This window comes from Solwaraspora sp. WMMD791 (genome assembly GCF_029581195.1).
Lineage (GTDB): Bacteria > Actinomycetota > Actinomycetes > Mycobacteriales > Micromonosporaceae > Micromonospora_E.
In genome coordinates this window covers 2,159,408-2,181,109 of sequence record NZ_CP120737.1, presented here as the reverse complement: position 1 = coordinate 2,181,109, position 21,702 = coordinate 2,159,408, and the positions used below count along the sequence as shown (strand labels likewise).

General features: G+C 72.2%; 20 protein-coding genes. 19 read left to right on the top strand and 1 reads right to left on the bottom strand.

The features are described 5' to 3' along the window. The first annotated feature begins 16 nt into the window (after positions 1 to 16). From O7623_RS09470 to O7623_RS09380, 19 genes are all read left to right on the top strand, one after another. A complete protein-coding gene (locus tag O7623_RS09470) occupies positions 17 to 1,606 on the top strand; it encodes a UDP-N-acetylmuramoyl-L-alanyl-D-glutamate--2,6-diaminopimelate ligase (protein ID WP_282228238.1) in 1,590 nt (529 codons plus the stop codon). Further along, complete coding sequence (murF, locus tag O7623_RS09465) at positions 1,603 to 3,072, top strand: UDP-N-acetylmuramoyl-tripeptide--D-alanyl-D-alanine ligase (protein ID WP_282228237.1); 1,470 nt, start codon at positions 1,603 to 1,605, stop codon at positions 3,070 to 3,072. The genes O7623_RS09470 and murF overlap by 4 nt, the downstream gene beginning before the upstream one ends. Further along, positions 3,069 to 4,193, top strand: a complete 1,125-nt coding sequence (mraY, locus tag O7623_RS09460; RefSeq protein WP_282228236.1) for a phospho-N-acetylmuramoyl-pentapeptide-transferase — start codon at positions 3,069 to 3,071, stop codon at positions 4,191 to 4,193. The genes murF and mraY overlap by 4 nt, the downstream gene beginning before the upstream one ends. 371 nt (positions 4,194 to 4,564) lie before the next feature. Continuing rightward, positions 4,565 to 6,031: an FtsW/RodA/SpoVE family cell cycle protein gene (locus O7623_RS09455; RefSeq protein WP_282229358.1), complete on the top strand. Its 1,467-nt coding sequence runs from the start codon at positions 4,565 to 4,567 to the stop codon at positions 6,029 to 6,031. Between the two features lie 120 nt (positions 6,032 to 6,151). Continuing rightward, entirely contained in the window at positions 6,152 to 7,258 is a 1,107-nt protein-coding gene (gene murG, locus O7623_RS09450) for an undecaprenyldiphospho-muramoylpentapeptide beta-N-acetylglucosaminyltransferase (RefSeq protein WP_282228235.1), read from the top strand. A 22-nt stretch (positions 7,259 to 7,280) separates the two neighbouring features. After that, positions 7,281 to 8,711 carry a UDP-N-acetylmuramate--L-alanine ligase gene (gene murC, locus O7623_RS09445; protein ID WP_282228234.1) on the top strand — a complete coding sequence of 477 codons (1,431 nt, stop codon included), beginning with the start codon at positions 7,281 to 7,283 and terminating at the stop codon, positions 8,709 to 8,711. Between the two features lie 128 nt (positions 8,712 to 8,839). Further along, on the top strand, positions 8,840 to 9,649 hold the full coding sequence (locus O7623_RS09440; protein ID WP_282228233.1) for an FtsQ-type POTRA domain-containing protein: 810 nt from the start codon (positions 8,840 to 8,842) through the stop codon (positions 9,647 to 9,649). 284 nt (positions 9,650 to 9,933) lie between these two features. Further along, positions 9,934 to 11,043, top strand: coding sequence for a cell division protein FtsZ (gene ftsZ / locus O7623_RS09435; protein ID WP_282228232.1), 1,110 nt, complete (start codon positions 9,934 to 9,936; stop codon positions 11,041 to 11,043). Then, a complete protein-coding gene (locus tag O7623_RS09430; RefSeq protein WP_282228231.1) occupies positions 11,040 to 11,813 on the top strand; it encodes a YggS family pyridoxal phosphate-dependent enzyme in 774 nt (257 codons plus the stop codon). The genes ftsZ and O7623_RS09430 overlap by 4 nt, the downstream gene beginning before the upstream one ends. A gap of 191 nt (positions 11,814 to 12,004) precedes the next feature. Next, a complete protein-coding gene (gene sepF / locus O7623_RS09425; RefSeq protein ID WP_282228230.1) occupies positions 12,005 to 12,718 on the top strand; it encodes a cell division protein SepF in 714 nt (237 codons plus the stop codon). Between the two features lie 24 nt (positions 12,719 to 12,742). Beyond that, the gene (locus O7623_RS09420; protein WP_282228229.1) at positions 12,743 to 13,048 is read left to right on the top strand and encodes a YggT family protein; all 306 of its coding nucleotides are present in this window, start codon (positions 12,743 to 12,745) and stop codon (positions 13,046 to 13,048) included. 40 nt (positions 13,049 to 13,088) lie between these two features. Beyond that, positions 13,089 to 13,892 carry a DivIVA domain-containing protein gene (locus tag O7623_RS09415; RefSeq protein WP_282228228.1) on the top strand — a complete coding sequence of 268 codons (804 nt, stop codon included), beginning with the start codon at positions 13,089 to 13,091 and terminating at the stop codon, positions 13,890 to 13,892. A 52-nt stretch (positions 13,893 to 13,944) separates the two neighbouring features. Then, a complete protein-coding gene (locus O7623_RS09410; RefSeq protein WP_282228227.1) occupies positions 13,945 to 14,682 on the top strand; it encodes a hypothetical protein in 738 nt (245 codons plus the stop codon). A 21-nt stretch (positions 14,683 to 14,703) separates the two neighbouring features. Next, the gene (locus tag O7623_RS09405) at positions 14,704 to 15,042 is read left to right on the top strand and encodes a DUF167 domain-containing protein (protein ID WP_282228226.1); all 339 of its coding nucleotides are present in this window, start codon (positions 14,704 to 14,706) and stop codon (positions 15,040 to 15,042) included. 286 nt (positions 15,043 to 15,328) lie between these two features. Beyond that, positions 15,329 to 15,748, top strand: a complete 420-nt coding sequence (locus tag O7623_RS09400; protein WP_282228225.1) for a TraR/DksA family transcriptional regulator — start codon at positions 15,329 to 15,331, stop codon at positions 15,746 to 15,748. Between the two features lie 72 nt (positions 15,749 to 15,820). Beyond that, positions 15,821 to 16,375 (top strand): signal peptidase II, encoded by a 555-nt coding sequence (lspA, locus tag O7623_RS09395; protein ID WP_282229357.1) that lies wholly within the window; start codon positions 15,821 to 15,823, stop codon positions 16,373 to 16,375. A 2-nt stretch (positions 16,376 to 16,377) separates the two neighbouring features. Then, positions 16,378 to 17,319, top strand: a complete 942-nt coding sequence (locus tag O7623_RS09390; protein WP_282228224.1) for an RluA family pseudouridine synthase — start codon at positions 16,378 to 16,380, stop codon at positions 17,317 to 17,319. Positions 17,320 to 17,376: 57 nt separating this feature from the next. Next, complete coding sequence (locus tag O7623_RS09385; protein WP_282228223.1) at positions 17,377 to 18,216, top strand: hypothetical protein; 840 nt, start codon at positions 17,377 to 17,379, stop codon at positions 18,214 to 18,216. A 178-nt stretch (positions 18,217 to 18,394) separates the two neighbouring features. Continuing rightward, positions 18,395 to 19,930, top strand: coding sequence for an AAA family ATPase (locus O7623_RS09380; RefSeq protein WP_282228222.1), 1,536 nt, complete (start codon positions 18,395 to 18,397; stop codon positions 19,928 to 19,930). A gap of 6 nt (positions 19,931 to 19,936) precedes the next feature. On the opposite strand, the gene O7623_RS09375 is transcribed toward O7623_RS09380, so the two are convergent. Next, a complete protein-coding gene (locus O7623_RS09375) occupies positions 19,937 to 21,595 on the bottom strand; it encodes a hypothetical protein (RefSeq protein ID WP_282228221.1) in 1,659 nt (552 codons plus the stop codon). Positions 21,596 to 21,702: the final 107 nt, after the last annotated feature.

Here is a 21,702-nt window from a genome sequence, read left to right as displayed (position 1 = left end):
GGCGAAACGCTGCGCGATGCGGTGCGACCGGTACGCCGCTGCACGGTCTGCGCCCGTGGACCGGGTAGGGTCTAGCGCCGTGCCCGGCAATCCACGACCCCGCACCAATCGTCCGGTTCCGCTCGCGGAACTCGCCGCCTCGGTGGCAGTGCCGCCACCGGTCGGCGACAACCCACTGATCAGCGGAATCACCCACGCCAGCGGCGAGGTCCGCCCCGGTGACCTGTACGCGGCGCTGCCGGGAGCCCGGCGGCACGGCGCCGAGTTCGTCGCCGACGCCGTCGCACGCGGGGCCCTCGCCGTGCTCACCGACCCGGCAGGCGCCGCGGCGGCTGCCGCCGCCACCGTGCCCGCCCTGGTGGTGGCCGACCCCCGGGCCGTCCTGGGGCCGGTCGCGGCGACGGTCTACGGCGCGCCAAGCCAGCGGCTGGCGATGATCGGGTTGACCGGGACCGCCGGCAAGACCAGTACCGCCTACCTGGTGGAGGCGGGGCTGCGGGCCGCCGGCCAGCGCACCGGCCTGATCGGCACCGTGGAGACCCGGCTCGGCGACCTGGTGGTCGCCAGCGCCCGGACCACACCGGAGGCGACCGATCTGCACGCGATGCTGGCGGTGGCCGCCGAACGGGGCGTAGCCAGCGTGGTGATGGAGGTGTCCAGCCACGCGCTGGCGCTGGACCGGGTCGGCGGGGTGCGGTTCGCCGTCGGCGGCTACACCAACTTCGGCTCCGACCACCTGGACTTTCACGCCGACGCCGCCGACTACTTCGCGGCGAAGGCCCGACTCTTCGACGGCCGCTGCGCGATCGAGGTGCTCAACCACGACGACCCGGCGTTGACGCCGCTGCGCCGCCCGCACACGGTCACCTACTCGGCCGCCGGGGACGCCGCCGCGACCTGGCGGGCCGCCGCGATCAGCGACGACGGCTACCGGCAGCACTTCATAGCCCTCGGTCCGCACGGGGTGTCGATCGAGGCCGGAGTGGGCCTGCCCGGGCGGCACAACGTGGCGAACGCCCTGCTGGCCATCGCCACCCTGGTCGCACTGGGCGTCGACCCGGTGACCGCCGCCGCCGGGGTGGCCGCCTGCCCCGGCGTACCCGGTCGTCTGGAGCAGGTCGACGCGCCCGGACCCGTGCTCGGTGTGGTGGACTACGCCCACAAACCGGACGCGATCGTGGCAGTGCTGGCCGCGCTGCGCGGGCTGAGCCGGTCCCGGCGTGGCCGGTTGATCTGCGTCATCGGCGCCGGTGGCGACCGGGACCGGGGCAAGCGCCCGACGATGGGGCAGGCCGCCGCGCGCGGTGCCGACCTGGTGATCGTCACCGACGACAATCCCCGGACCGAGGACCCGGCGGTCGTCCGGGCGCAGCTGCGCCGGGGGGCGGACGAGGCCGGCGGTGCCGAGGTGGTGGAGGTCGCCGGCCGGCGGGCCGCGATCGACGAGGCGGTCCGGCTGGCCGCCCCGGCCGACGTGATAGCCCTGCTGGGCAAGGGGCACGAGCAGGGCCAGGAGATCGACGGCCAGATCCTGCCGTTCGACGACCGGGTGGAGCTGGCGGCGGCGCTGACCGCCCGCTTCGGTGCGCTGGTGGGTCAGTCGTGATCCCGATGACGCTGGCCGAGGTGGCCGCCGCGGTCGGTGGGCGGTTGCACGCGGCCGACCCGGCGGTCCGGGTCACCGGTGGGGTGGAGTTCGACTCCCGCAAGATCGGTCCCGGCGGGTTGTTCGTCGCCTTCGCCGGAGAGCGGGTCGACGGCCACGACTTCGCGGCGACCGCGATCGCGGCCGGCGCGGTCGCGGTGCTCGGCACCCGCCCGGTCGATGCTCACGCCGACGCCGACGCCGACGCCGACGCCGACGGCGCGGTGTCGACCAGTGGCTCCGGGGCGACTCGGCCGGTGCCGATGGTGCTGGTCGACGATCCGCTCGTCGCCATGGCGGCGCTGGCCCGGGCCGTGCTGGACCGGCTGCCGCAGCTGACCGTGATCGGCATCACCGGGTCCTCCGGCAAGACCACCACCAAGGATCTGATCGCCCAGCTCGCCACCGCGCTGGGGCCGACGGTGGCGCCCGCCGGGTCGTTCAACAACGAACTCGGGCACCCGTACACGGTGTTGCGGGCCGATCCCGAGACCCGCTTCCTGGTGCTGGAGATGGGTGCGCGCGGCGTCGGGCACATCCGCCACCTCTGTGAGATCGCCCGACCCCGGATCGGGGTCGTGATCAACGTCGGGGTCGCGCACATCGGCGAGTTCGGCTCCGTCGACGCGATCGCCACGGCAAAGGGTGAGCTGGTCGAGGCGCTGCCGGCGGAGGGGGTGGCGGTGCTCAACGCCGACGATCCCCGGGTGGCGGCCATGGCCGGTCGCACTGGTGCCCGGGTGGTGCTGGCCGGCGAGAGCGCCACGGCGACGGTCCGCGCCGAGCAGGTCACCGTCGACGACCGGGGCCGGGCCGCGTACCAGCTGGTCACCCCGGGCGGTACGGCGCCGGTGCGGCTCGCCGTCAGCGGCCGTCACCAGGTCGGCAACAGCCTGTTGGCGGCGGCCGTCGCGATCGAGCTCGGGATGACCGGGCCGGCGGAGCTCGCCGCCGCGATCGGTGGGCTGCGGCTGGTGTCGACCCGCCGGATGGACGTGTTCGACCGACCGGACGGCGTCACCGTGATCGACGATTCCTACAATGCCAATCCGGCTTCCACCGCGGCGGCGTTGCGCGCGTTGGCAGACCTCGGCCAGGGGCGGCGGACCTTCGCGGTCCTCGGCTACCTCGCCGAGTTGGGCGAGTACGAGCAGTCCGGTCACGCTGAGGTCGGGCGGCTCGCCGCCGAGCTCGGCGTGCACCGGCTGGTGGTGGTGGGTGAGCAGGCCGCGCCGATCCGACAGGGAGCGGCGACGGTGCAGACGTGGGAAGGGGAGTCGGTGCTGGTCACCGATCAACAGGCAGCGATCGACCTGCTCGGGCAGGAACTGACCGGCGGCGACGTGGTTCTGGTGAAAGGCTCGCGCTACCGCACCTGGGACGTCGCCGACGCGCTGCGCGCCGGTGCCCGGGAGGCGACGGCGTGAGGGCTGTCATCGTCGCGGCGGCCGTGGCGTTCCTGGTGTCACTGTTCGGTACGCCGGTGGCCATCAAGGTGTTCACCCGGCTCAAGGCCGGCCAACCGATCCGGGCCGAGGGCCCCGCCATGCACCAGGGCAAGAAGGGCACACCGACGATGGGCGGCGTGGTCTTCATCGTCGCCACGGTGATCGCCTACGTCGCCGGGCACCTGGCCCTGACCACCCTTCCGGAGCAGCAGATTGCCCAGATCGGGCCGACCATCACCGCGTTGGTCCTGCTCGGCCTGCTGGTCTTCTCCGGCGCGGTCGGTTTCATCGACGACTTCCTCAAGGTCCGCAAGCGCAACAGCGCCGGGTTGAACAAGCGCGGCAAGCTGCTCGGCCAGATCCTGGTCGGCGCGGTCTTCGGCATCATCGCGCTCTACTTCCCGAGCACGATGGTGGACGCCACCGGCGACGCGACCAACACCGAGACGGTCGGCAGCACCACCATCTCGTTCATCCGGGACATCGACGCGCTCGACGTCGGCAAGGCCGTGTCGGTGGTCATCTTCATCTTCGTGGTGATGGCGACGACCAATGGGGTGAACCTGACCGACGGGCTCGACGGGTTGGCCACCGGCGCGTCGGTGATGGTCCTCGGGGCGTACGCGCTGATCGCGTTCTGGCAGTACCGACACTGGTGCGCCGACCCCAACTACACGGCCGAGTACTGCTACCAGGTGCGGGACCCACTGGAGATCGCGCTGATCGCGGGGGCCGCCGCCGGTGCCTGTGTCGGCTTCCTGTGGTGGAACACCTCACCGGCGCGCATCTTCATGGGTGACACCGGGGCGCTCGGCCTGGGTGGGCTGATCGCCGGGATGGCGATGGCCACCCGGACCATGCTGCTGCTGCTGATCATCGGCGGGTTGTTCGTGATCATCACGATGTCGGTGGTGATCCAGATCATCTCGTTCCGGACCACCGGCAAGCGGGTGTTCCGCATGTCGCCGCTGCAGCACCACTTCGAACTCGCCGGGTGGAGCGAGGTCAACATCGTCGTCCGGTTCTGGATCATCGCCGGAATCGGTGTGGCGATCGGGCTGGGCCTGTTCTACAGCGAGTTCCTCGCCGTGATGGGCTGACCGGACCGGACCGACCCGGCGGATGCCGGTCGCTGCTGACCGGCGGTGACCGGGGGTGATCTGACTGTCGCGACACGCCGGGGCTGGCCGTGGTGCCGTGCCGACCCCGGCGGCACCGCCGATGATGGACCGATGCGCGGGACGAAGGGACGGTCCGGATGAGCGGCGATCCGGACCAGCCTGCCGCCACGACCGCGCCGACCGGTCCGGGCCCGGGCTCGTCGACCCGCACCACGGCGACCGGTCCGGGCCAGACCTCGTCGGTCCGGTCCGCGACCGGCCAGCACCCGGCGGCGTCCGGTCAGCCCGTGCCGCCGCAGACCGGTGGCGGCGGATGGGACCTCGGCGGTGGGCTGGCCGCTCTGCGCGGGATGCTGGCCCGACCGCTCGCCTCGTACTATCTGCTGATCTTCAGCAGCGGCCTGCTGCTGATGATCGGCCTGACCATGGTCTTCTCGGCGACCAGCATCAAGGCCTACATCGACGACGGCAGCGCGTTCAGCGTCCTGAGCCGCCAGGCGACCTTCGCGGTGATCGGCCTGGTCGCGTTCTGGCTGTGCCAGCGGCTGCCCGGACGCACGTTCCGGGCACTGGGCATCGTCATCCTCGGCACCTCCGTCGCGTTGCTGCTGGTGCTCAACGGGATGCTGCTGCTCGCCTCGCTCGCCGGCTGGCCACAGGCCCAGATCGGCCCGGTCCGCGCCCATCTGCTCTGGCTCTACTTCGGCTCGTTCCAGCTGCAGCCTTCCGAGCTGGCCAAGCTGGGGCTGGTGCTGTGGGGCGCCGACGTGATCGCCCGCAAGGGAGCCGACCTGGGCCAGTGGCGGCAACTGGCGATCCCGCTGTTTCCCGCCGTCGGACTGCTGTTCCTGCTGGTCGGCTACAACGACCTGGGCACCATGCTCTGCATCCTGGCGCTGGTCGTCGGGCTGCTCTGGGCCGCCGGCGTCCCGTTGCGGATCTTCGCCACGCTCGGCGCGGTCGGCCTGGCCGGCATCGGCCTGCTGATCGCTGCCGCCTGGCAGGGCGCCGGCTCCGGCGCCCAGGACGCGGACAACTACCGACTCGCCCGGCTCACGTCGTTCTTCACCCCGCCGGACCAGTGCGTCGACGACTGCTACCAGGCGCTACAGGCCCGGTACGCCATCGCCAACGGCGGCTGGTTCGGCGAGGGGCTCGGGTCCAGCCGGTTGAAGTGGGGCTACCTGCCACAGGCCGAGGACGACTTCATCTTCGCCATCGTCGCCGAGGAGCTCGGTGTGGTCGGCTGCGTCGTGGTGCTGGCCCTGTTCGCGGTCCTGGCGTACACCGCGTTGCGCATCGCCCGGCGGGTCGACGACGCGTTCCGCCGGCTCGCCGCGGCCGCTGCGGCCAGCTGGCTGATCAGCCAGGCGGTGATCAACATCGGCGGGGTGGTCGGCCTGCTGCCGATCACCGGCATCCCCCTGCCGTTCATCTCGGCGGGCGGCAGTGCGCTGGTGGTGACCCTGGCCGCGATCGGCATGCTGGCGTCGTTCGCCCGGGCGGAGCCGGACGCCGCGCGGGCGCTCAACGCCCGTCCGCCGGCCCGCTGGGTCCGCCTGCTCTGGGCTCCGTTGCCGCCGGTGCCGCGTCGGCGACACCCGGCGAAGCCCCGGATGACCGGCGTCGCGCCACGCGAGGGCGGCAAGTCGGGTCAGCCACGCCAGCCCGGTGCCGCGCCCCGTCAGCCCCGTGAGCCCGCGCCCCGTCAGTCCCGTCAGTCCCGTCAGTCAGGGCCGGCCGACCGTCAGGCGCGTTTCGGCAGCTCCGGCGGGTCGGCGACGCCCCGTGCGCCGAAGCGCCGGGACGGACGTTAACGTACCCCCGCGAAGGCGTGCCCGGGCCCGGCGGTCCGCACGTACCGTCGGTGGTGTCGCGCTCGCCGTCGGCGACACGCCGGCCGCCGCGTCCACCGGAGCGAGCGAGAGGAGATGCTGATGGGTCCGCTGCGATCGGTGGTACTGGCGGGTGGAGGTACCGGCGGGCACATCTACCCGTTGCTCGCTTTCGCCGACTGCCTTCGCCGGCACGATCCGAGCGTCCGGATCACCTGCCTCGGTACCCCCAAGGGGCTGGAGAACGAACTGATTCCGCCGCACGGCTACGATCTGCGGCTGATCCCCGCACATCAGCTGCCCCGGTCGGTCAACATGAACCTCGTGCGTACTCCGGACCGGATGTTCAAGGCCGCCCGCGCCGCCGGCAAGGTGATCGACGAGGTGCAGGCCGACGTCGTCGTCGGGTTCGGCGGCTACGTCTCGGTGCCCGCGTACCTGGCGGCCTGGCGGCGTGAGCTGCCGATCGTGGTGCACGAGGTGAACGTGCCACCGGGGGTGGCGAACCGGATGGGGATGCGGTTCACCAAGCACGTCGCGGTCGGTTTCCCGCACCAGCCGGTGCAGGCCGAGTCGCTGCGGCACGCGCGGGTCGTCGGTGTGCCGCTGCGCCGGGGCATCGCCGGACTCGACCGGGCCGCCGCCCGGGGCGCAGCCCGGGCCCACTTCGGGCTGCACCCCGACCTGCCGACCATCTTCGTCTCCGGCGGCTCACAGGGGGCCCGGTCGATCAACCTGGCCGTCTCCGGCGCCGCCAAGGAGCTGGCCCGCGCGGGTGTGCAGGTGCTGCACGCGATCGGTGCGCGCAACGAGCCGATCTCCGTACCCAGCGATCTTCCGGCGCCGTACGTGACGTTGCCGTACCTGTCGGAGATGGAGCTGGGGTACGCCGCCGCCGACCTCATGGTGTGCCGGGGCGGGGCGATGACCTGCGCGGAGGTGGCCGCGATCGGGCTGCCGGCCGTCTACGTGCCGTACCCGCACAGCAACCAGGAGCAGAAGCGCAACGCCCTGCCGGTGGTCGAGGCGGGCGGTGGGCTGCTGGTCGACGACGCGGAGCTGACCCCGGCCTGGATCGAGCAGGTCGTGGTGCCGCTGGCCCGGGATCCGCAGCGGCTGGCGGCGATGGGTGCGGCGGCGGCCGCGTACGGCCGTCGCGACGGCGACGAGGCACTGCTCGACTTCGTCTACGAGGCGGTGTCCCGATGACCCGCAACGGGAAGGTGACCACGTGAACACCACCGAGTTCGCCCCGGCCGGCACACTCGCCGCCGAGGACCTGGGCACCGTACACCTCATCGGTGTCGGCGGGGTCGGCATGAGCGGCCTGGCCCGCCTGCTGCTCACCCGCGGCATCCCGGTGACCGGCAGCGAACTACGGGACTGGCCGTCGCTGGCCGGCCTGCGCGCGCTCGGCGGGACCATCCACATGACCCACGACGCGGCGAACCTCGACGGCGTGGACACCGTTGTCTACTCGACCGCGATCCCGGCCGACCACGTCGAACTGGCCACCGCGCGGGCGCGCGGGCTGCGGGTACTGCACCGCTCCGAGGCACTGGCCGCCGCGATGACCGGCCGGCGGACCATCGCGGTGGCCGGCACCCACGGCAAGACCACCACGACCTCGATGGTCACCCTGATCCTGCAGCAGGCCGGCGAGGATCCGTCCTTCGTGATCGGCGGCGAGATCTCCGAGGCAGGGTCCAACGCCCATCACGGTACGGGTGACTTCTTCGTCGCCGAGGCCGACGAGAGCGACCGGTCCTTCCTGCTCTACCGGCCGTACGTGTCGATTGTCACCAACATCGACGCCGACCACCTGAACACCTACGGTGACCTGGCCGGTCTGGCCGCCGGGTTCGCCGAGTTCGCCCGGCTGACCGACCCGGACGGCTTCGTGGTGACCTGCGCCGACGACCCGGGTACCCGGCAGCTGACCGAGGCGCTGCGCGACGAGGGCCGCACGGTGCACACCTACGGCGAGTCGGCCGACGCGGACCTGCGGTTGTCGCAGATCGCGTCCGCCGCGGCCGGGGTGCGCTACCAGGCGACCCTGGACGGCGCTCCGCTCGGCGAGATCATGCTGCCGGTGCCGGGGCGGCACCTGGGGCTCAACAGCGCGGCCGCGGTGCTCACCGCCCTGCGCCTGGGCGTGCCCATCGACGCGGCGGTCGCCGCGCTCGGTGCGTTCCCCGGTGTCCGGCGCCGGTTCGAGCGTAAGGGCACCGCCGCCGGGGTGACCGTCTACGACGAGTACGCCTACCATCCGACCTCGATGACGGCGGCGTTGCGCACCATGCAGGAGGTGGCCGCCGCCGGCCGGCTCGTCGTGGTGTTCCAGCCCTACCGGGTCTACCGCACCCGGGACCTGCAGGCCGAACTCGCCGAGGCGTTGGCGATCGCCGACGAGGTGATCGTGATGGAGGTGTTCGGCCCTGGCGAGCTCCGGGAACCTGGCGAGGGCGGGGCGTCGTTGACGGCGGCGGTGCCGCTTCCCGACGATCGCAAGGTCTTCGTGCCGTCCTGGGAGGACGTCTCGGGTGAGGTGGTCCGGCGGGCCCGTCCGGGTGACGTCGTCGTCACCATGGGTGCGCCGCCGATCTCGCTGCTCGGTGACGAACTGCTGGCCGCGCTGGCTGCGGCGGCCGACGCCGGATGACGCCCACCGGCCGACCGGGGCGACCCGGCCTCGGCCGGGCGGCGGCCGGCCGACCGGGGGTACCCCGATCCGGTGCCGCCCGCCCGGGTGGTCGGTCGACCGGGTCGCCGGGCGGTGGTGTCGCCGGCGTGCGGACCGGTTCCGGTGGCGGCCCCGACGCCGAGTCACGCACCGGGTCCCGGCCGGGGCGCCGGTGGCGCCTGGTTCGGGCCAGTCGCGAGGCGGTGCCGCCGTCGGTCCGCCGGTTCATGCGCCGGGCCCGGCGCCGACGACTGCGGGCGGCGCTGCCCTGGGCGGTCGGCGGTGTGGTGCTGGCGCTGGCCCTGACCGGGTGGTGGGTGGTCGCGGCGACCTCGGTGTTCGGCGTGGACCGCGTGCAGGTCGCCGGGGCCGTGGTGACCACGGAGGACGCCGTACGGGACGCTGCGGACGTGCCGGTCGGCACGCCGTTGGCCCGGGTGGACCTGACCGCGGTGGCCGACCGGGTCGCCGCCCTGGCGGCGGTGGAGCGCGCGGTGGCCAGCCGCGACTGGCCCGGTACGTTGGTGATCACCGTGGTGGAGCGGGTGCCGGCGGCCGTGGTGCCGCAGGGCGACGCGTACCTGGTCGTCGACGCCGCCGGGGTGGGATTTCGGACGGTGACGACCCGTCCGGACGGGCTGGCGGTGATCCGGTTGACGGCTGCGGAGTTCGACCAGGGGCTGGCGCGTGACGCGGTGAGTGTGCTCGGCGCGCTGACCGCTCCGCTGCGGGAGCTGCTCGTCGAGCTCGAGGTGAGCGGCCCGGCCGGGATCCAGTTGCGCCTCGCCGACGACCGGGTGGTGATCTGGGGTGACGCCACCGACAATGAGGTCAAGGCACAGGTGGCGGACGCGCTGTTGGAACGTGCGGGCACCGTCATGGACGTCAGCGCACCGGATGTGGTGACGATCCGCTGACCCGGCGTGCCGTTCGCGTGATTTCAGGACGGCTCCGTGCAGAAGGTACATTACGGGGTGCCGGGTCGGACTCGGTGCGGTGCGCCGGGCGACACGCCGTCGTGGTCCTTGGATCACGCCGTACGTGCGCTTACGTTGCCACGAGAGGCGCAGTGGTTGACATAGCCCTGAGCCTCTAGTAGAGGGTTAGGGTTCCGCCCGCGCTCTCGTGTACGACGGGTCTGTCCTCCGTGGTCCAACCGGGTCAGGCCGGCGCCCGCCAATCTCGAAGGGAAGGCACCCCGATGACACCTCCGCACAACTACCTGGCGGTCATCAAGGTCGTCGGCATCGGCGGAGGCGGCGTCAACGCCGTCAACCGGATGATCGAGGTTGGCCTCAAGGGCGTCGAGTTCATCGCGATCAACACCGACGCCCAGGCGTTGCTGATGAGTGACGCGGACGTCAAGCTCGACGTCGGCCGCGAGCTGACCCGGGGCCTCGGCGCGGGGGCCAACCCCGATGTCGGCAAGAACGCCGCCGAGGACCACCGCGACGAGATCGAGGAGGTGCTCAAGGGCGCCGACATGGTCTTCGTCACCTGTGGCGAGGGCGGCGGTACGGGCACCGGCGGCGCTCCGGTGGTCGCCAACATCGCCCGCAAGCTCGGTGCGCTGACCATCGGCGTCGTGACCCGACCGTTTTCGTTCGAGGGCAAGCGCCGGCAGGTGCAGGCCGAGGCCGGCATCGAGGAACTACGCAACCAGTGCGACACCCTGATCGTCATCCCGAACGACCGGCTGCTGGCCCTCGGTGACCGGGGGATCAGCATGATGGACGCCTTCCGCCAGGCCGACCAGGTGCTGCTCTCCGGTGTCCAGGGGATCACCGATCTGATCACCACGCCGGGTCTGATCAACCTGGACTTCGCCGACGTGAAGAGCGTCATGAGTGGGGCCGGCAGCGCGCTGATGGGAATCGGCAGCGCCCGGGGCGAGAACCGTGCCGTCGAGGCCGCCGAGGCCGCCATCTCCAGCCCACTGCTGGAACAGAGCATGGACGGTGCCCGAGGGGTGCTGCTGTCCATCGCCGGCGGCTCCGACCTCGGGCTGTTCGAGATCAACGACGCGGCCCAGCTGGTCACCGACGCCGCACACGCCGACGCCAACATCATCTTCGGTGCGGTCATCGACGACGCGCTCGGCGACGAGGTGCGGGTGACCGTCATCGCCGCCGGGTTCGACGGCGGTGCACCGGCGTACAAGCCGGCCGAAGGCCCGCGCAAGGTACCCGCGAGCCCGGTGTCGCCGGCCGCCCCGGCGGTGGCGCCGGCGCCCCAGCCGCCGACCCCGCAGACCCGCCGGGTGCTCTTCGACGACGTGGACGTTCCGGACTTCCTGAAGAACGGCTCGTGACGACCCACGACCGGCGTACCGACGGGGACCGGCGGGCCGAGCTGGCCGACGCGCTCGTCGCGGTCCGGGCCCGGCTCACCGCCGCCGCCCTGGCGGCCGGGCGTGACCCCGCCGAGGTGACCTTGATCGCGGTGACCAAGACCTGTCCCGCGAGCGACGTGCGGCTGCTCGCCGAACTCGGCGTCACCGACGTGGGTGAGAACCGCGACCAGGAGGCGGCGCCGAAGGCGGCGGCGCTCGCCGCCGACCCGTCGGTGCCGACCCCGCGCTGGCACTTCATCGGTCAGCTGCAGCGCAACAAGTGCCGGTCGGTCGTCCGGTACGCCGACGTGGTGCAGTCGGTGGACCGGGTGGCGCTGGCCCGGGCACTCGACGCCGCCGCGGCTGCCGAATCCGCCGCCGCTGGCCGGACGGCGCCCCGGCGGCTCGACGTACTCGTGCAGGTCAGTCTGGACGGCGTCGCGGGCCGTGGTGGGGTGCTGATCGACTCCACCGACTCCGAACACGGCTTCTGGCCGGTGGTCGACGCTGTCACGGCGCAGTCGCATCTGCGACTCGCCGGCCTGATGGCGGTGGCACCGCTGGGTCAGCCGCCCGAGCCGGCGTTCGCCCGGCTGGCCGAGCTGTCCGCCCAGCTCATCGCAAGGGTGCCGCAGGCACGGGTGATCTCGGCAGGGATGAGCGGGGACCTCGAAGCGGCGGTCGCCGCCGGTGCGACACACGTCCGTGTCGGAAGTGCGTTGCTCGGAAACCGCCCAACGCTACGGTAGCCTGACGGCGGGTACCAAACTACATCAGTGTTGTTCGAGGCGGACCCCTCGTAGTCGGGGGTCGACGTCGGTGACCGGGTAAGAGGGACACCGGCGGGGGGACGACTCGGACCGGTGGGCACGCAGCGGTGTTCACGCGCGACAGCGGCACGGCGGGGGCGCGTGCCGTACGGCGGACGGAGGGGCGCGGCATGGGTGCACTGCGCAAGGCGGGGGTCTGGCTAGGCCTGGTCGAGGAGGACGACGACCGGGGCTACGACGACGGCGGGTACGACAAAGCCAGTTACCGTGAGTCGCGATACCGCGACAGTAGGTACGCCGACGAGTTCGCCGACGACGAAGAGCCGGACGATCCGCCGCCACGCGCCCGCCCGACGGTGGAGCGGCTGCGGCCGTCGGACCGGCTGCATGCCCGCGCCGCCGAGCGGGAGCACCGGCTGGCCGACCGGGACGCCCGGGGCGGCGAGCCGGAGCGGCCGGAACGGTCCGAACGGTCCAGTGTGCGTTCGATCACCCGGGGCGGTGCCGACCAGGCGTCGACTCCTACCTATCAGACCCGGGACAACCTGGCTCTCGCGCCACAGCCGGTGGTGCGCGAGCGGGTGGTCGTCGCCGAGGAGGAGCAGCGCTACCAGATCACCACGCTGCACCCCACGACCTACCGGGAGGCCCGCACGATCGGCGAGCACTTCCGCGACGGCACCCCGGTGATCATCAACCTCACCGAGATGGACGAGGCGGATGCCCGCCGACTGGTTGATTTCGCTGCCGGACTGGCCTTCGGTCTGCGCGGTACGATCGAGCGCGTCACCAACCGGGTGTTTCTGCTCTCACCGGCCAACGTCCAGGTCACCGCCGAGGACAAGGCCAAGATAGCCGAGGGTGGATTTTTCAGCTTGAGCTAACCCCAGACGAGGACCTGGCCTGCCGTGTTGTCGATCTTGTTCCAAGTCCTGTATCTGCTGCTGTACGTGTTTCTGCTGACCCTGTTGGCGAGGTTTGTCCTGAGTGCGGTGCTTCAGTACGGTCGGCGGTGGCAACCCGGGCGGGGGGCCGCCGCCGGAATGGAATCGGTGTGGAGCGTCACTGATCCCCCCCTCAAAGCGTTGAGGCGGGTGATCCCACCACTGCGAATTGGTACCGTGAGCTTCGACCTGGCCTCCCTTGTGCTCCTGGTTATCCTGTTCGTGCTGATCACGTTCGTGGTGGAGCCGCTGATCAGGGCAACCAACTGACCGGCGCGCTACGCGGCCGCAACTGACCCGAGGAGTTTCGATGCCGCTAACCCCGGCCGACGTCCACAACGTCGCCTTCAAAAAACCTCCGATCGGCAAGCGGGGGTACGACGAGGAGGAGGTCGACGCCTTCCTGGACGAGGTCGAGCGTGAGCTCGCCCGTCTGATCGAGGAGAACAACGAGCTGCGCGCCCAGGTGGAGCGGGGCGGGCGGGGCGGCCCGGCCGGTCCCGGCGGCGATCCACGGCTCGCGGCGGAGCTGAACGACCTCAAGGCGCAGCTCGACCGCGTGCAGCGGGACAAGGCCGCCGCCGAGCAGGCCGCCCGCGCGATGCAGGCCGAGCTGGAGCAGGTCCGGTCGACCGGTGGCCCCGGCGGTGTCGGCGGCGACGGCGAGCAGCAGGCGCTGCGGGTGCTGATGATGGCCCAGCGGACCGCCGACGACCACGTCTCCGACGCGCGCCGGGAAGCCGACAAGCTGCTCACCGACGCCCGGACCAAGGCCGAGGAGGTCACCCGCGAGGCGCGGGCCAAGGCCGACGCGCTGGAGCGTGACGCGCGGCAGCGCCACCAGGAGGCGATGGGCGGGCTCGACGCCAAGCGGACCGCGCTGCAGAAGCACATCGAGGAGCTCAAGCAGTTCGAGCGCGAGTACCGGACCCGGCTCAAGGCCTACCTGGAGAGCCAGCTGCGTGACCTCGACGGTCGCGGCCAGGGCCTCGAGGCCGAGATGGGTCGGGTCGAGGGCGGTCGCTCCGCCGCTGGCTCCGGTGGTCTGGCCGCCGCCGGGTTGGCCAGCTCGTACGGCGGCAGCCGGTCGAGCGCTCTCGAGGCCGGCCGCTGAGGCCGACTCGGCTGCGGGGGATACGCCAGGGACAGTGCGGCGGGGGTGAGCCGTGATCGTTGCAAGCTTGCTGCTCATCCTCGTCGCCGTCACGCTGCTCGTGCTCGGCCTGGCGAGCGGTTCCAGCATGTTGCTGGTCGGTTCGATCGTGGCGAGTCTGCTCGCCGCGGTCGCCCTCGTCATCGGTGCCCGCCAGGCGGCTGCGGCCCGCGCGGCCGAGGCCGACGCGGCTGACGCCGAGGTGGGTACGCCCGGTGCCGGCGGTTGGCCGGTCGGATACGACGAGCCCTACGTCGCCGATCCGGACCAGGCGCGGTCCGGGTTCCCGCCGTCGGCCACGTCCGCGGATGCGGCGCGACCGGCCCCGGACCCGGCGGCCACCTTCCCACCAGTGTCGGTCACGCTGCCGGATGACACGGTTCCGGGTGCTGCGGTGCCGGATGCCACGGCGACGGTGCCGGCCAGCCGACAGCCGACCGACGGTTCGGGGCCGGGCGCGTCACCGGCCATCGGGGCGGTGGGCGACGATCCGGGCGAGGTCGACGTCGACCCGCCCGACGAACCAGCCGCCGAGCAGACGAGCGAGGCCGAGCGGGCCGTCCTGGCCCGGATCGAGGCCGAGGTGATCGTCGTCGACGGCCGGCCCCGGTACCACCTGTCCGACTGCGTGCACCTGCTGGCCCGTCCGGGGGAGCCGTTGCCCGTACGGGAGGCGTTGGAGCTCGGCTTCACCCCGTGCAGTCTGTGCGGGCCGGACCGGGCCCTGCTGACCGAGGCCGGCCGGGTCTGACCGGTGGGCCGCGTCGGGTCCATGCCGTCCCCGCCTGACCGTGGCGGTCGTCGCGCTGATCGCGCGTCGACCAGCCTGTCGATCGCCGTACGGGTCAAGCCCGGGTCGTCGCGGTCCCGTGTCGGCGGGTCCCATCCCGGCCCGCGCGGTCCCGCGTTGGTGATCGCCGTCTCGGCACCGGCGGTGGACGGTCGCGCCACCGAGGCCGCCCGCCGTGCGCTCGCGGCCGCGCTCGACGTACCGGCCCGCCGGGTCACGGTGCACACCGGTGCGACCAGCCGCGACAAGATCTTCGCCGTCGCGGTGGCGGACGACGCCGACCGGCTCACTGCCCGCGTCACGCAACTGCGGGACGGTTGACGGTCGGACCATCAGGGGTGCGGAGCTTTCATCCCGATATGCACGTTTTGTGGATCTATAGAGAAGAACAAACGTTTTGTACGGCAGGCAAATCCGTACGAAACGGTGTGAAGAAGGCGGCATTGTTGTCGGAAGCCTTCACGTTCCGTATCCTTGCGAATCTCCGGAGTGTGCAACGTACCCGTTGTGCACCCGACGGTGCTCCGCGGCCGGGCGTCGGCAGCGGGTCCGACGGTCCGCCGGAGCACTGCCGATTGCCGCCGGTGACGCGGCCGAGGGAGCGACGATGGCCAAGCCAGTCGACACGAAGACCGCCGCCCGCAGGCCGGCGGCCCGGCCGGCGCGCAGCGCGGCGGAGACCACCAAGATCCGTAGCGCGCTGCAGGCCCGACGGGACGAGTTGCGCACCGAGTATGATCAGACGTTGAGCGAGATCACCGAGCTGCAGCGGGAGCGGCTGACCGACTCGGCCGGCGACGACCAGGCCGACACCGGCACCAAGACGTTCGAGCGGGAGCAGGAGATATCTCTCGCCAGGAACATCCTGGACCGCATCAACCAGGTGGAGCGGGCGCTGGAGCGGTTGGACGAGGGGAACTACGGCTGGTGTGAGCGGTGCGGCACGGACATCCCGGTCGAACGGCTCGCGGCCTTCCCCTCGGCGACCCTCTGTGTGACCTGCAAGCAACTTGAGGAGCGGCGCTAGTCGGGCGGAGCGGTCGATCGACCCCGGGGGCCGCTCGGCGGACGTCGCCGACGTGACCGAGGGGAGAGGCAGCTGACCGCGGATCCGCAGCAGCGACCCGCTGTCGCTGACACCCACGGCACCCGGCGTGCGGTGGGACTTCTCACGATGGTGGCGGTTGTCGCCCTGCTCGTCGACCTCGGTAGCAAACAGTGGGCACTCAGCGCGCTCACCGGCCGCCAGCCGGTCGAGGTCGTCAGCGGCGTTCTCTACCTGACGCTCATCCGCAACCCCGGCGCGGCGTTCAGCCTCGGTGCCGACTACACCTGGATCTTCTCCCTGGTCACCGGCGTCGTGGTCGGCTGGATCGGCTGGCTGGCCCGAGGACTGCGGTCGACACCGTGGGCGGTGGCGCTCGGACTGATCCTCGGTGGCGCGCTCGGCAACTTCCTCGATCGGATGTTCCGGGCACCCGGTCCGTTCATCGGCCACGTGGTCGACATGTTCAGCGTCTTCGACCCGCGCGGCCAGGTGTTTCCGATCTTCAACGTCGCCGACAGCGCCCTGGTGGTCGGAGTGGCCCTCGCCGTACTGCTGGAACTGACCGGCCGCCAACGCGACGGCCGACGACTGACGCGAGGGGCCTGACGATGACCATTTCCGCCCGATCCGGCGAGCGCCGGAGCCTGCCGGTGCCCGAGGGCCTCGACGGATTCCGGCTGGACCAGGCAGTCTCCCGGCTGTTCGGGCTCTCCCGGACGGCGGCGGCCGCCCTGGTGGAGTCGGGCGACGCGGCGCTGGACGGGGTGACCCGGCAGAAGGCCGACCGGGTGAGCGCCGGCGCCTGGTTGGAGGTGGTGCTACCGGCACCCGCCCTCGCGCCGACCGTGGTCGCGCAACCGGTGGACGGCCTTGCCGTGGTTCACGCCGACGAGGACATCGTCGTGGTGGACAAGCCGGTGGGCGTCGCGGCGCATCCGAGCCCGGGCTGGACCGGCCCGACGGTGCTCGCCGGGCTCGCGGCGGCCGGGCACACCATCGCCACCAGCGGCGCCGCCGAACGCCAGGGCATCGTGCACCGGCTCGACGTCGGCACCAGCGGACTGATGGTGGTGGCCAAGAGTGAGCACGCCTACTCGGTGCTCAAACGCGCGTTCAAGGAACGCGAGGTGGACAAGCGCTACCACGCCGTCGTGCAGGGCCATCTCGATCCGCTGCGGGGCACGATCGACGCGCCGATCGACCGGCACCCCCACCACGACTACCGGTGGGCCGTCGTGTCCGGCGGCAAACCCAGCGTCACCCACTACGAGACGATCGAGGCGTTTCCCGCCGCCAGCCTGGTCGGCATCCGGCTGGAGACCGGTCGCACCCACCAGATCCGGGTGCACTTCTCCGCCCTGCGACACCCGTGCGTGGGTGACCTGACGTACGGTGCCGATCCGACACTCGCCGCCCGACTCGGACTGACCCGCCAGTGGCTGCATGCCCGTGCGCTCAGTTTCCTACACCCCCGTACGGCGGAGGAAGTTCGCTTCCACAGCGACTATCCTGACGACTTGAAGCGTGCTCTCGCCGTGCTCGGCGAGTGAGACTGCCTGCGCACGCGCCTGTCCACTGTCCATCCCACCATCGGGAGGGAGTCGTCCGTGCGTGCCGGCGACCTGTTGCGGGGGATCGACCGGAGGCTGCTGCCGGTGCTGGCGGAGGCCGTGGCCGGACTGGCGCACCGACCGGTACGGCCGCACCTGCTGGCCGGGGTGGCCGCGGCGTCGGTCAGCGTCGTGGCCGCCACGGCGCTGTGGGCGGTCGACCACGATCCGGGCGCGGCGGCACTGCCGGCCGTCAACGACGTCGTCCAGGTCGGAGTGGCCGAGGGCGAGTCCATCACGGACTACCTGCAGGCGGCCCGCAGCGAACTCGCGACCCTGGACGCCGGTCCGGCACCGACGGCGACGCAGGGCGAAGGGTACGCATTGGTCACCTTCAGTGAGTATCTGCCGCCGAGGCGGCTGGCATCGGTCCTGTCCGGAGTGTCGGTCGTGGAGGTGTACCTGCGGGTGCCGCTGGGGCCGGAACAGACTCAGGTCGTCCGGATGCCGGCGTACCGGTTGCCGGAGGATGTGCTGACCGGCATGGACCAGGTCGCGCAGCGCAAGAGCCGCGAGGCCGCCGACTACCGGCGCCGGGTGGCCGAACTGGGTCGGGCAGCCGAGTTGGATCTGTGGAAGCTCTACGACACCGGTGCGCGGGTCGCCACCGCCGAGGCCGAGGCCTACCGGCGGTACTGCGCGTGCGTGTACGCGGCGGTGGTCCGGGGCGGCCCGGACGTCCTGCGGGACCTGACCGGGCATGCGGAGGTACGGGCGGTCGATCCCGCGCCCGAGGTCCGACGGCTGGAACGCACCGTCTTCCTGCCGCCGCTGCCCGAGCACGACGAGGTGGTGCCGGCCGAGACACCTGCCGGTGCGCGACCGGCCGGTGGGTGACCGTACGCTACCCCGGGGTGCCGCAGGGGCATCGCGGCCTGGCGACCGTGACGGACGGTCACCGGCGCCCGATGGAGTTGTCATGCCGAGGCACCAATAGCCTCCGGCGGTGTGGCCTTGACGGGATTTGGTTCGTAGCCTGTCAGGCGGGGACCGATAGCGCTGGGGAGGGTGAGCCGTGGAGGGCACCGAGAACGGCTGGGGCCGTCCTGCGGAACCACCGCCGCGCTGGCGCGCGCTGCTCGACCGCGCCCGTCTCGGTGGCCGTACCGGCGAGCATCCCGAGGTGGACGACCGCAACGGCACCGGTGCCCGACCCCAGGACAACGGGCAGGCCGCGGCGCAGGTACCGCACGGGTCGGGTCCTGGCCGACGCCCCGACGGCGGGTCCGGCGGCCCGGACCGGCCGGCCGAGCCGAGCCGCCCGTCGACTCCGAGTCTGTTCGAACCGGTCCCACCGCCGGCTGGGGGCCGCCCCTACGACCCGGGTCCACCGTCGGTGGGCGGCTACCCGTACGACGCCGGACCGCCAATGCCGGGGGCCGGCCGCTACGCCGCGCTCGCGCCCGGCGGGGCACCGGCGGGTTACGCGCCGGCCTATCCGGTGGTACCCGGCACCGTGCCGGACCGGGGTGCCGTCCCGGTGCAGCCGGCTCGGCCCGCTCCGCCCGAGCCCGGCCCACCACCGGGCCAGGTCGGACCTCGGCCCGGTCAGGTCGTCGGCCCGCCGCCGGGGCGTCCGGGCCCGCCACCGGGTCCACCGTCCACCCATCCGGGGCGGTCGCAGCCAGGATTCACGCCCACCCCGCCCGGACCGGTACGCGGTCGACCCGATCCCGGCCCGCCCAGCGGTGCCGACGGCGGCTACCCGGCCCGGATCGAGTGGCGGGAGAGCCAGCCGGACGCCGAGGTCGACCGGGCGGCCAGCGTCCTGCGGCGTAACCTCGGGATGCCCCGGGTGCTGGCGTTCGCCAACCCCAAGGGCGGTGTGCACAAGACCACGGCGACGGTGCTGGCGGCGGCGACCATCGGCAGTGTGCGCGGACGCGGAGTTCTCGCCTGGGACGACAACGAGCTGCGTGGCACGCTGGGTTTGCGCGCGGGCAGCGCCCGGCACGCCCGGACCATCCGGCACCTGATCAGCGACCTGGTGGAGATCGAGTCCGCGCACGGCTACGAGCTGACCGACCGGCTCGACGACTACCTGCGGCACGCCTCCGACGGCTCGTACGACGTACTGGCCGGCGAGGAGAGCCCGCGGTTCGCGCAGCGGCTCGACCCGCAGACCGTACGGCGGGTGCTGGAGCTGCTACGCCGTACCCACGACGTGATCTGTGTGGACACCGGCAACAACGTGGAGAGCGCCAACTGGCAGACGGTGCTGCAGGCCGCTGACCAGCTGGTGGTCACCTGCGTGCCCCGCGAGGACGCGGCGTTCACCGCCGACTGGATGCTCGATCTGCTCCACGACGTCGGGATGGGTGATCTGGTGGAGAACGCGGTCACCCTGCTCTCCTGCCCCACTCCGGGGCCGGCGCCGCTGCTGGAGGACCTGCGTCGGCACTTCGCCACCCGTACCCGTGCGGTCGCCGTGGTGCCCTACGACCCGGCCCTGGAGACCGGGTCGTCGATCGAGTACCCGCAGCTGCAGCCGGAGACGCGGCAGGCCTGGCTGCAGGCTGCCTCGATCATGCTGGAGCCTTTCGTACGCTGACCCGGCTCAGTCGGTCGCCGGCGGCTCGGTTGCCGTGCCTTCGGTTGCCGGTACGCAACCGTGCGCCACGCCCCAGCGGGAGCAGCGGCCGTCCGGGTAGTTCTCCGTGTGGGCCGTCCAGGAGAAGAAGCCGGCATGGTCGGAGCGTTCGTCCGGCATGTAGCGGTCCACGGTGGCGGAGCCGGCGGAGGCGAGCACGAACAGCAACGGCACGAGGAGCAGCCCGACCGGTGCCGTCGAGCGGCCGGCGTCGGGCTCGCCGGCAGTCGCGGTTCCGGCGGTTCCGGCGGTGCTGGCGGTGGCGGTTCCGGCGGTGGCGGTGCCGGCGGTGCCGGCGGTGGCGCTACGCCGACGCCACTGGCGGACGGCGAGCAGCACCCCGAAGCCGGTGAGGATCAGCAGGCAGTAGAGCACCACGGCGGTGGTCCGCGGGTACAGCCGTACCGTCTGGGTCTGCCACTGCTCGCTGGCCAGCCACATCCGCATGAACCAGGCGCTGGCCGCGCAGGCACCGACAGCGACGACGATGCTGCGTCGCCAGCCCAGTGCCAGAGCCAGCGCCAGGCCGGCGGCGAGCAGCAGGGTGAACAGGCCGACACCGCCGAGTTCCCCGACCGGAGGCCAGACCGGGCCGACATCGGCCGGGCGGTCGTTGCGCCACATCGCGATGTACGCCGGCTCGGTGTCGGTGTCGAAGTAGAAGTAGTTGTCGGAGGTCCCGCCGGTGGGCGCGAGCAGCCCTCGCAGATGTACCCAGGAGACTGCGACGAAGGCGACGACGGTGGTGCCGCCGAGGACGAGCACCGAGCGCCAGCCGCGTCGCCAGGGGGCCAGCAGCAGCACTGCCAGCAACATTCCGCCGGCGCACCAGACGTACCAGCCGGAGTAGAGCAGGAAGAGCAGGCCGAAGCCGACTCCGGCGAACAGGCCGGTCAGCGCCGCCCGTCGCAGGCCCATGGTGTCGGCGCGGCGGACCGCCGAGAGGAAGGCGACCAGCACCGGGACGAGCATCACCAGGGTGATCTGCGGGTACGGCTTGACCGGCTCGATCAGTGGCAGCATGGCCAGCATGCCGATGGTCACCGCCCAGACCGGGCGCAGGACGAGCCGCCACGCCAGGTACGCGGCCGGGCCGAACAGCGCAGTGCCGGCGAGTTGCAGGTCCTGCAGGGCCAGTACGTGCGGCTGGTCGGTCATCCGGGCCCAGGCACCGATCAACCAGAAGACCACGGGCGGGTAGTGGTCGGAGATTTCGCGCCCGGACCACAGGTCGGCGGTCCACGCGAGGATCCAGCCGTAGTCACCGCCGCCGGCCCACAGCGACATCTCGGTGCCGTTCAGCGCGACGGCGATGCCGCCGGCGACGAGGCCGGTGCCGAGCCCGGCCACGGCGGCGCAGCCGATCCGTACCGCGTACCCGTGGTGGGCGTGGGTCAGCAGCCGGTGTGCCACCACCATCGCCACGACCAGCAGCGCGGCCAGTACGGCGAACCGCAACTGCAGGGCGGCCAGGCCGGCGACCTGGCCCTTGCGATCCAGTGGATCGACTTCTATGGTTCTGCTCCAGGCCAGGAACCCGCCTGCGGTGCCGACGCTGACCAGCACCTCGGCGCCGATCGCCGCGACGCGGGCGAGAAGCGGCCTCTTCTGGGGGTAATCACTCACACACAGACCGTAATGCCTGGGGTGTCGGTTCGGTGTCCGGTGTCCCCCGCGTTGCCCGGCCTGTCGTCATCTGAGGTTGAGGATCGCCGCGACGACCTGCGGGTGCG

Bases quoted from the DNA above. Each gene is read 5' to 3' on its own strand.
- O7623_RS09415 (WP_282228228.1), top strand. From the start codon at position 13,089: ATGCCGCTAACCCCGGCCGACGTCCACAACGTCGCCTTCAAAAAACCT.
- O7623_RS09405 (WP_282228226.1), top strand. From the start codon at position 14,704: ATGCCGTCCCCGCCTGACCGTGGCGGTCGTCGCGCTGATCGCGCGTCG.
- O7623_RS09455 (WP_282229358.1), top strand. From the start codon at position 4,565: ATGCTGGCCCGACCGCTCGCCTCGTACTATCTGCTGATCTTCAGCAGC.
- ftsZ (WP_282228232.1), top strand. From the start codon at position 9,934: ATGACACCTCCGCACAACTACCTGGCGGTCATCAAGGTCGTCGGCATC.
- O7623_RS09470 (WP_282228238.1), top strand. From the start codon at position 17: ATGCGGTGCGACCGGTACGCCGCTGCACGGTCTGCGCCCGTGGACCGG.
- sepF (WP_282228230.1), top strand. From the start codon at position 12,005: ATGGGTGCACTGCGCAAGGCGGGGGTCTGGCTAGGCCTGGTCGAGGAG.
- O7623_RS09390 (WP_282228224.1), top strand. From the start codon at position 16,378: ATGACCATTTCCGCCCGATCCGGCGAGCGCCGGAGCCTGCCGGTGCCC.
- O7623_RS09400 (WP_282228225.1), top strand. From the start codon at position 15,329: ATGGCCAAGCCAGTCGACACGAAGACCGCCGCCCGCAGGCCGGCGGCC.
- murG (WP_282228235.1), top strand. From the start codon at position 6,152: ATGGGTCCGCTGCGATCGGTGGTACTGGCGGGTGGAGGTACCGGCGGG.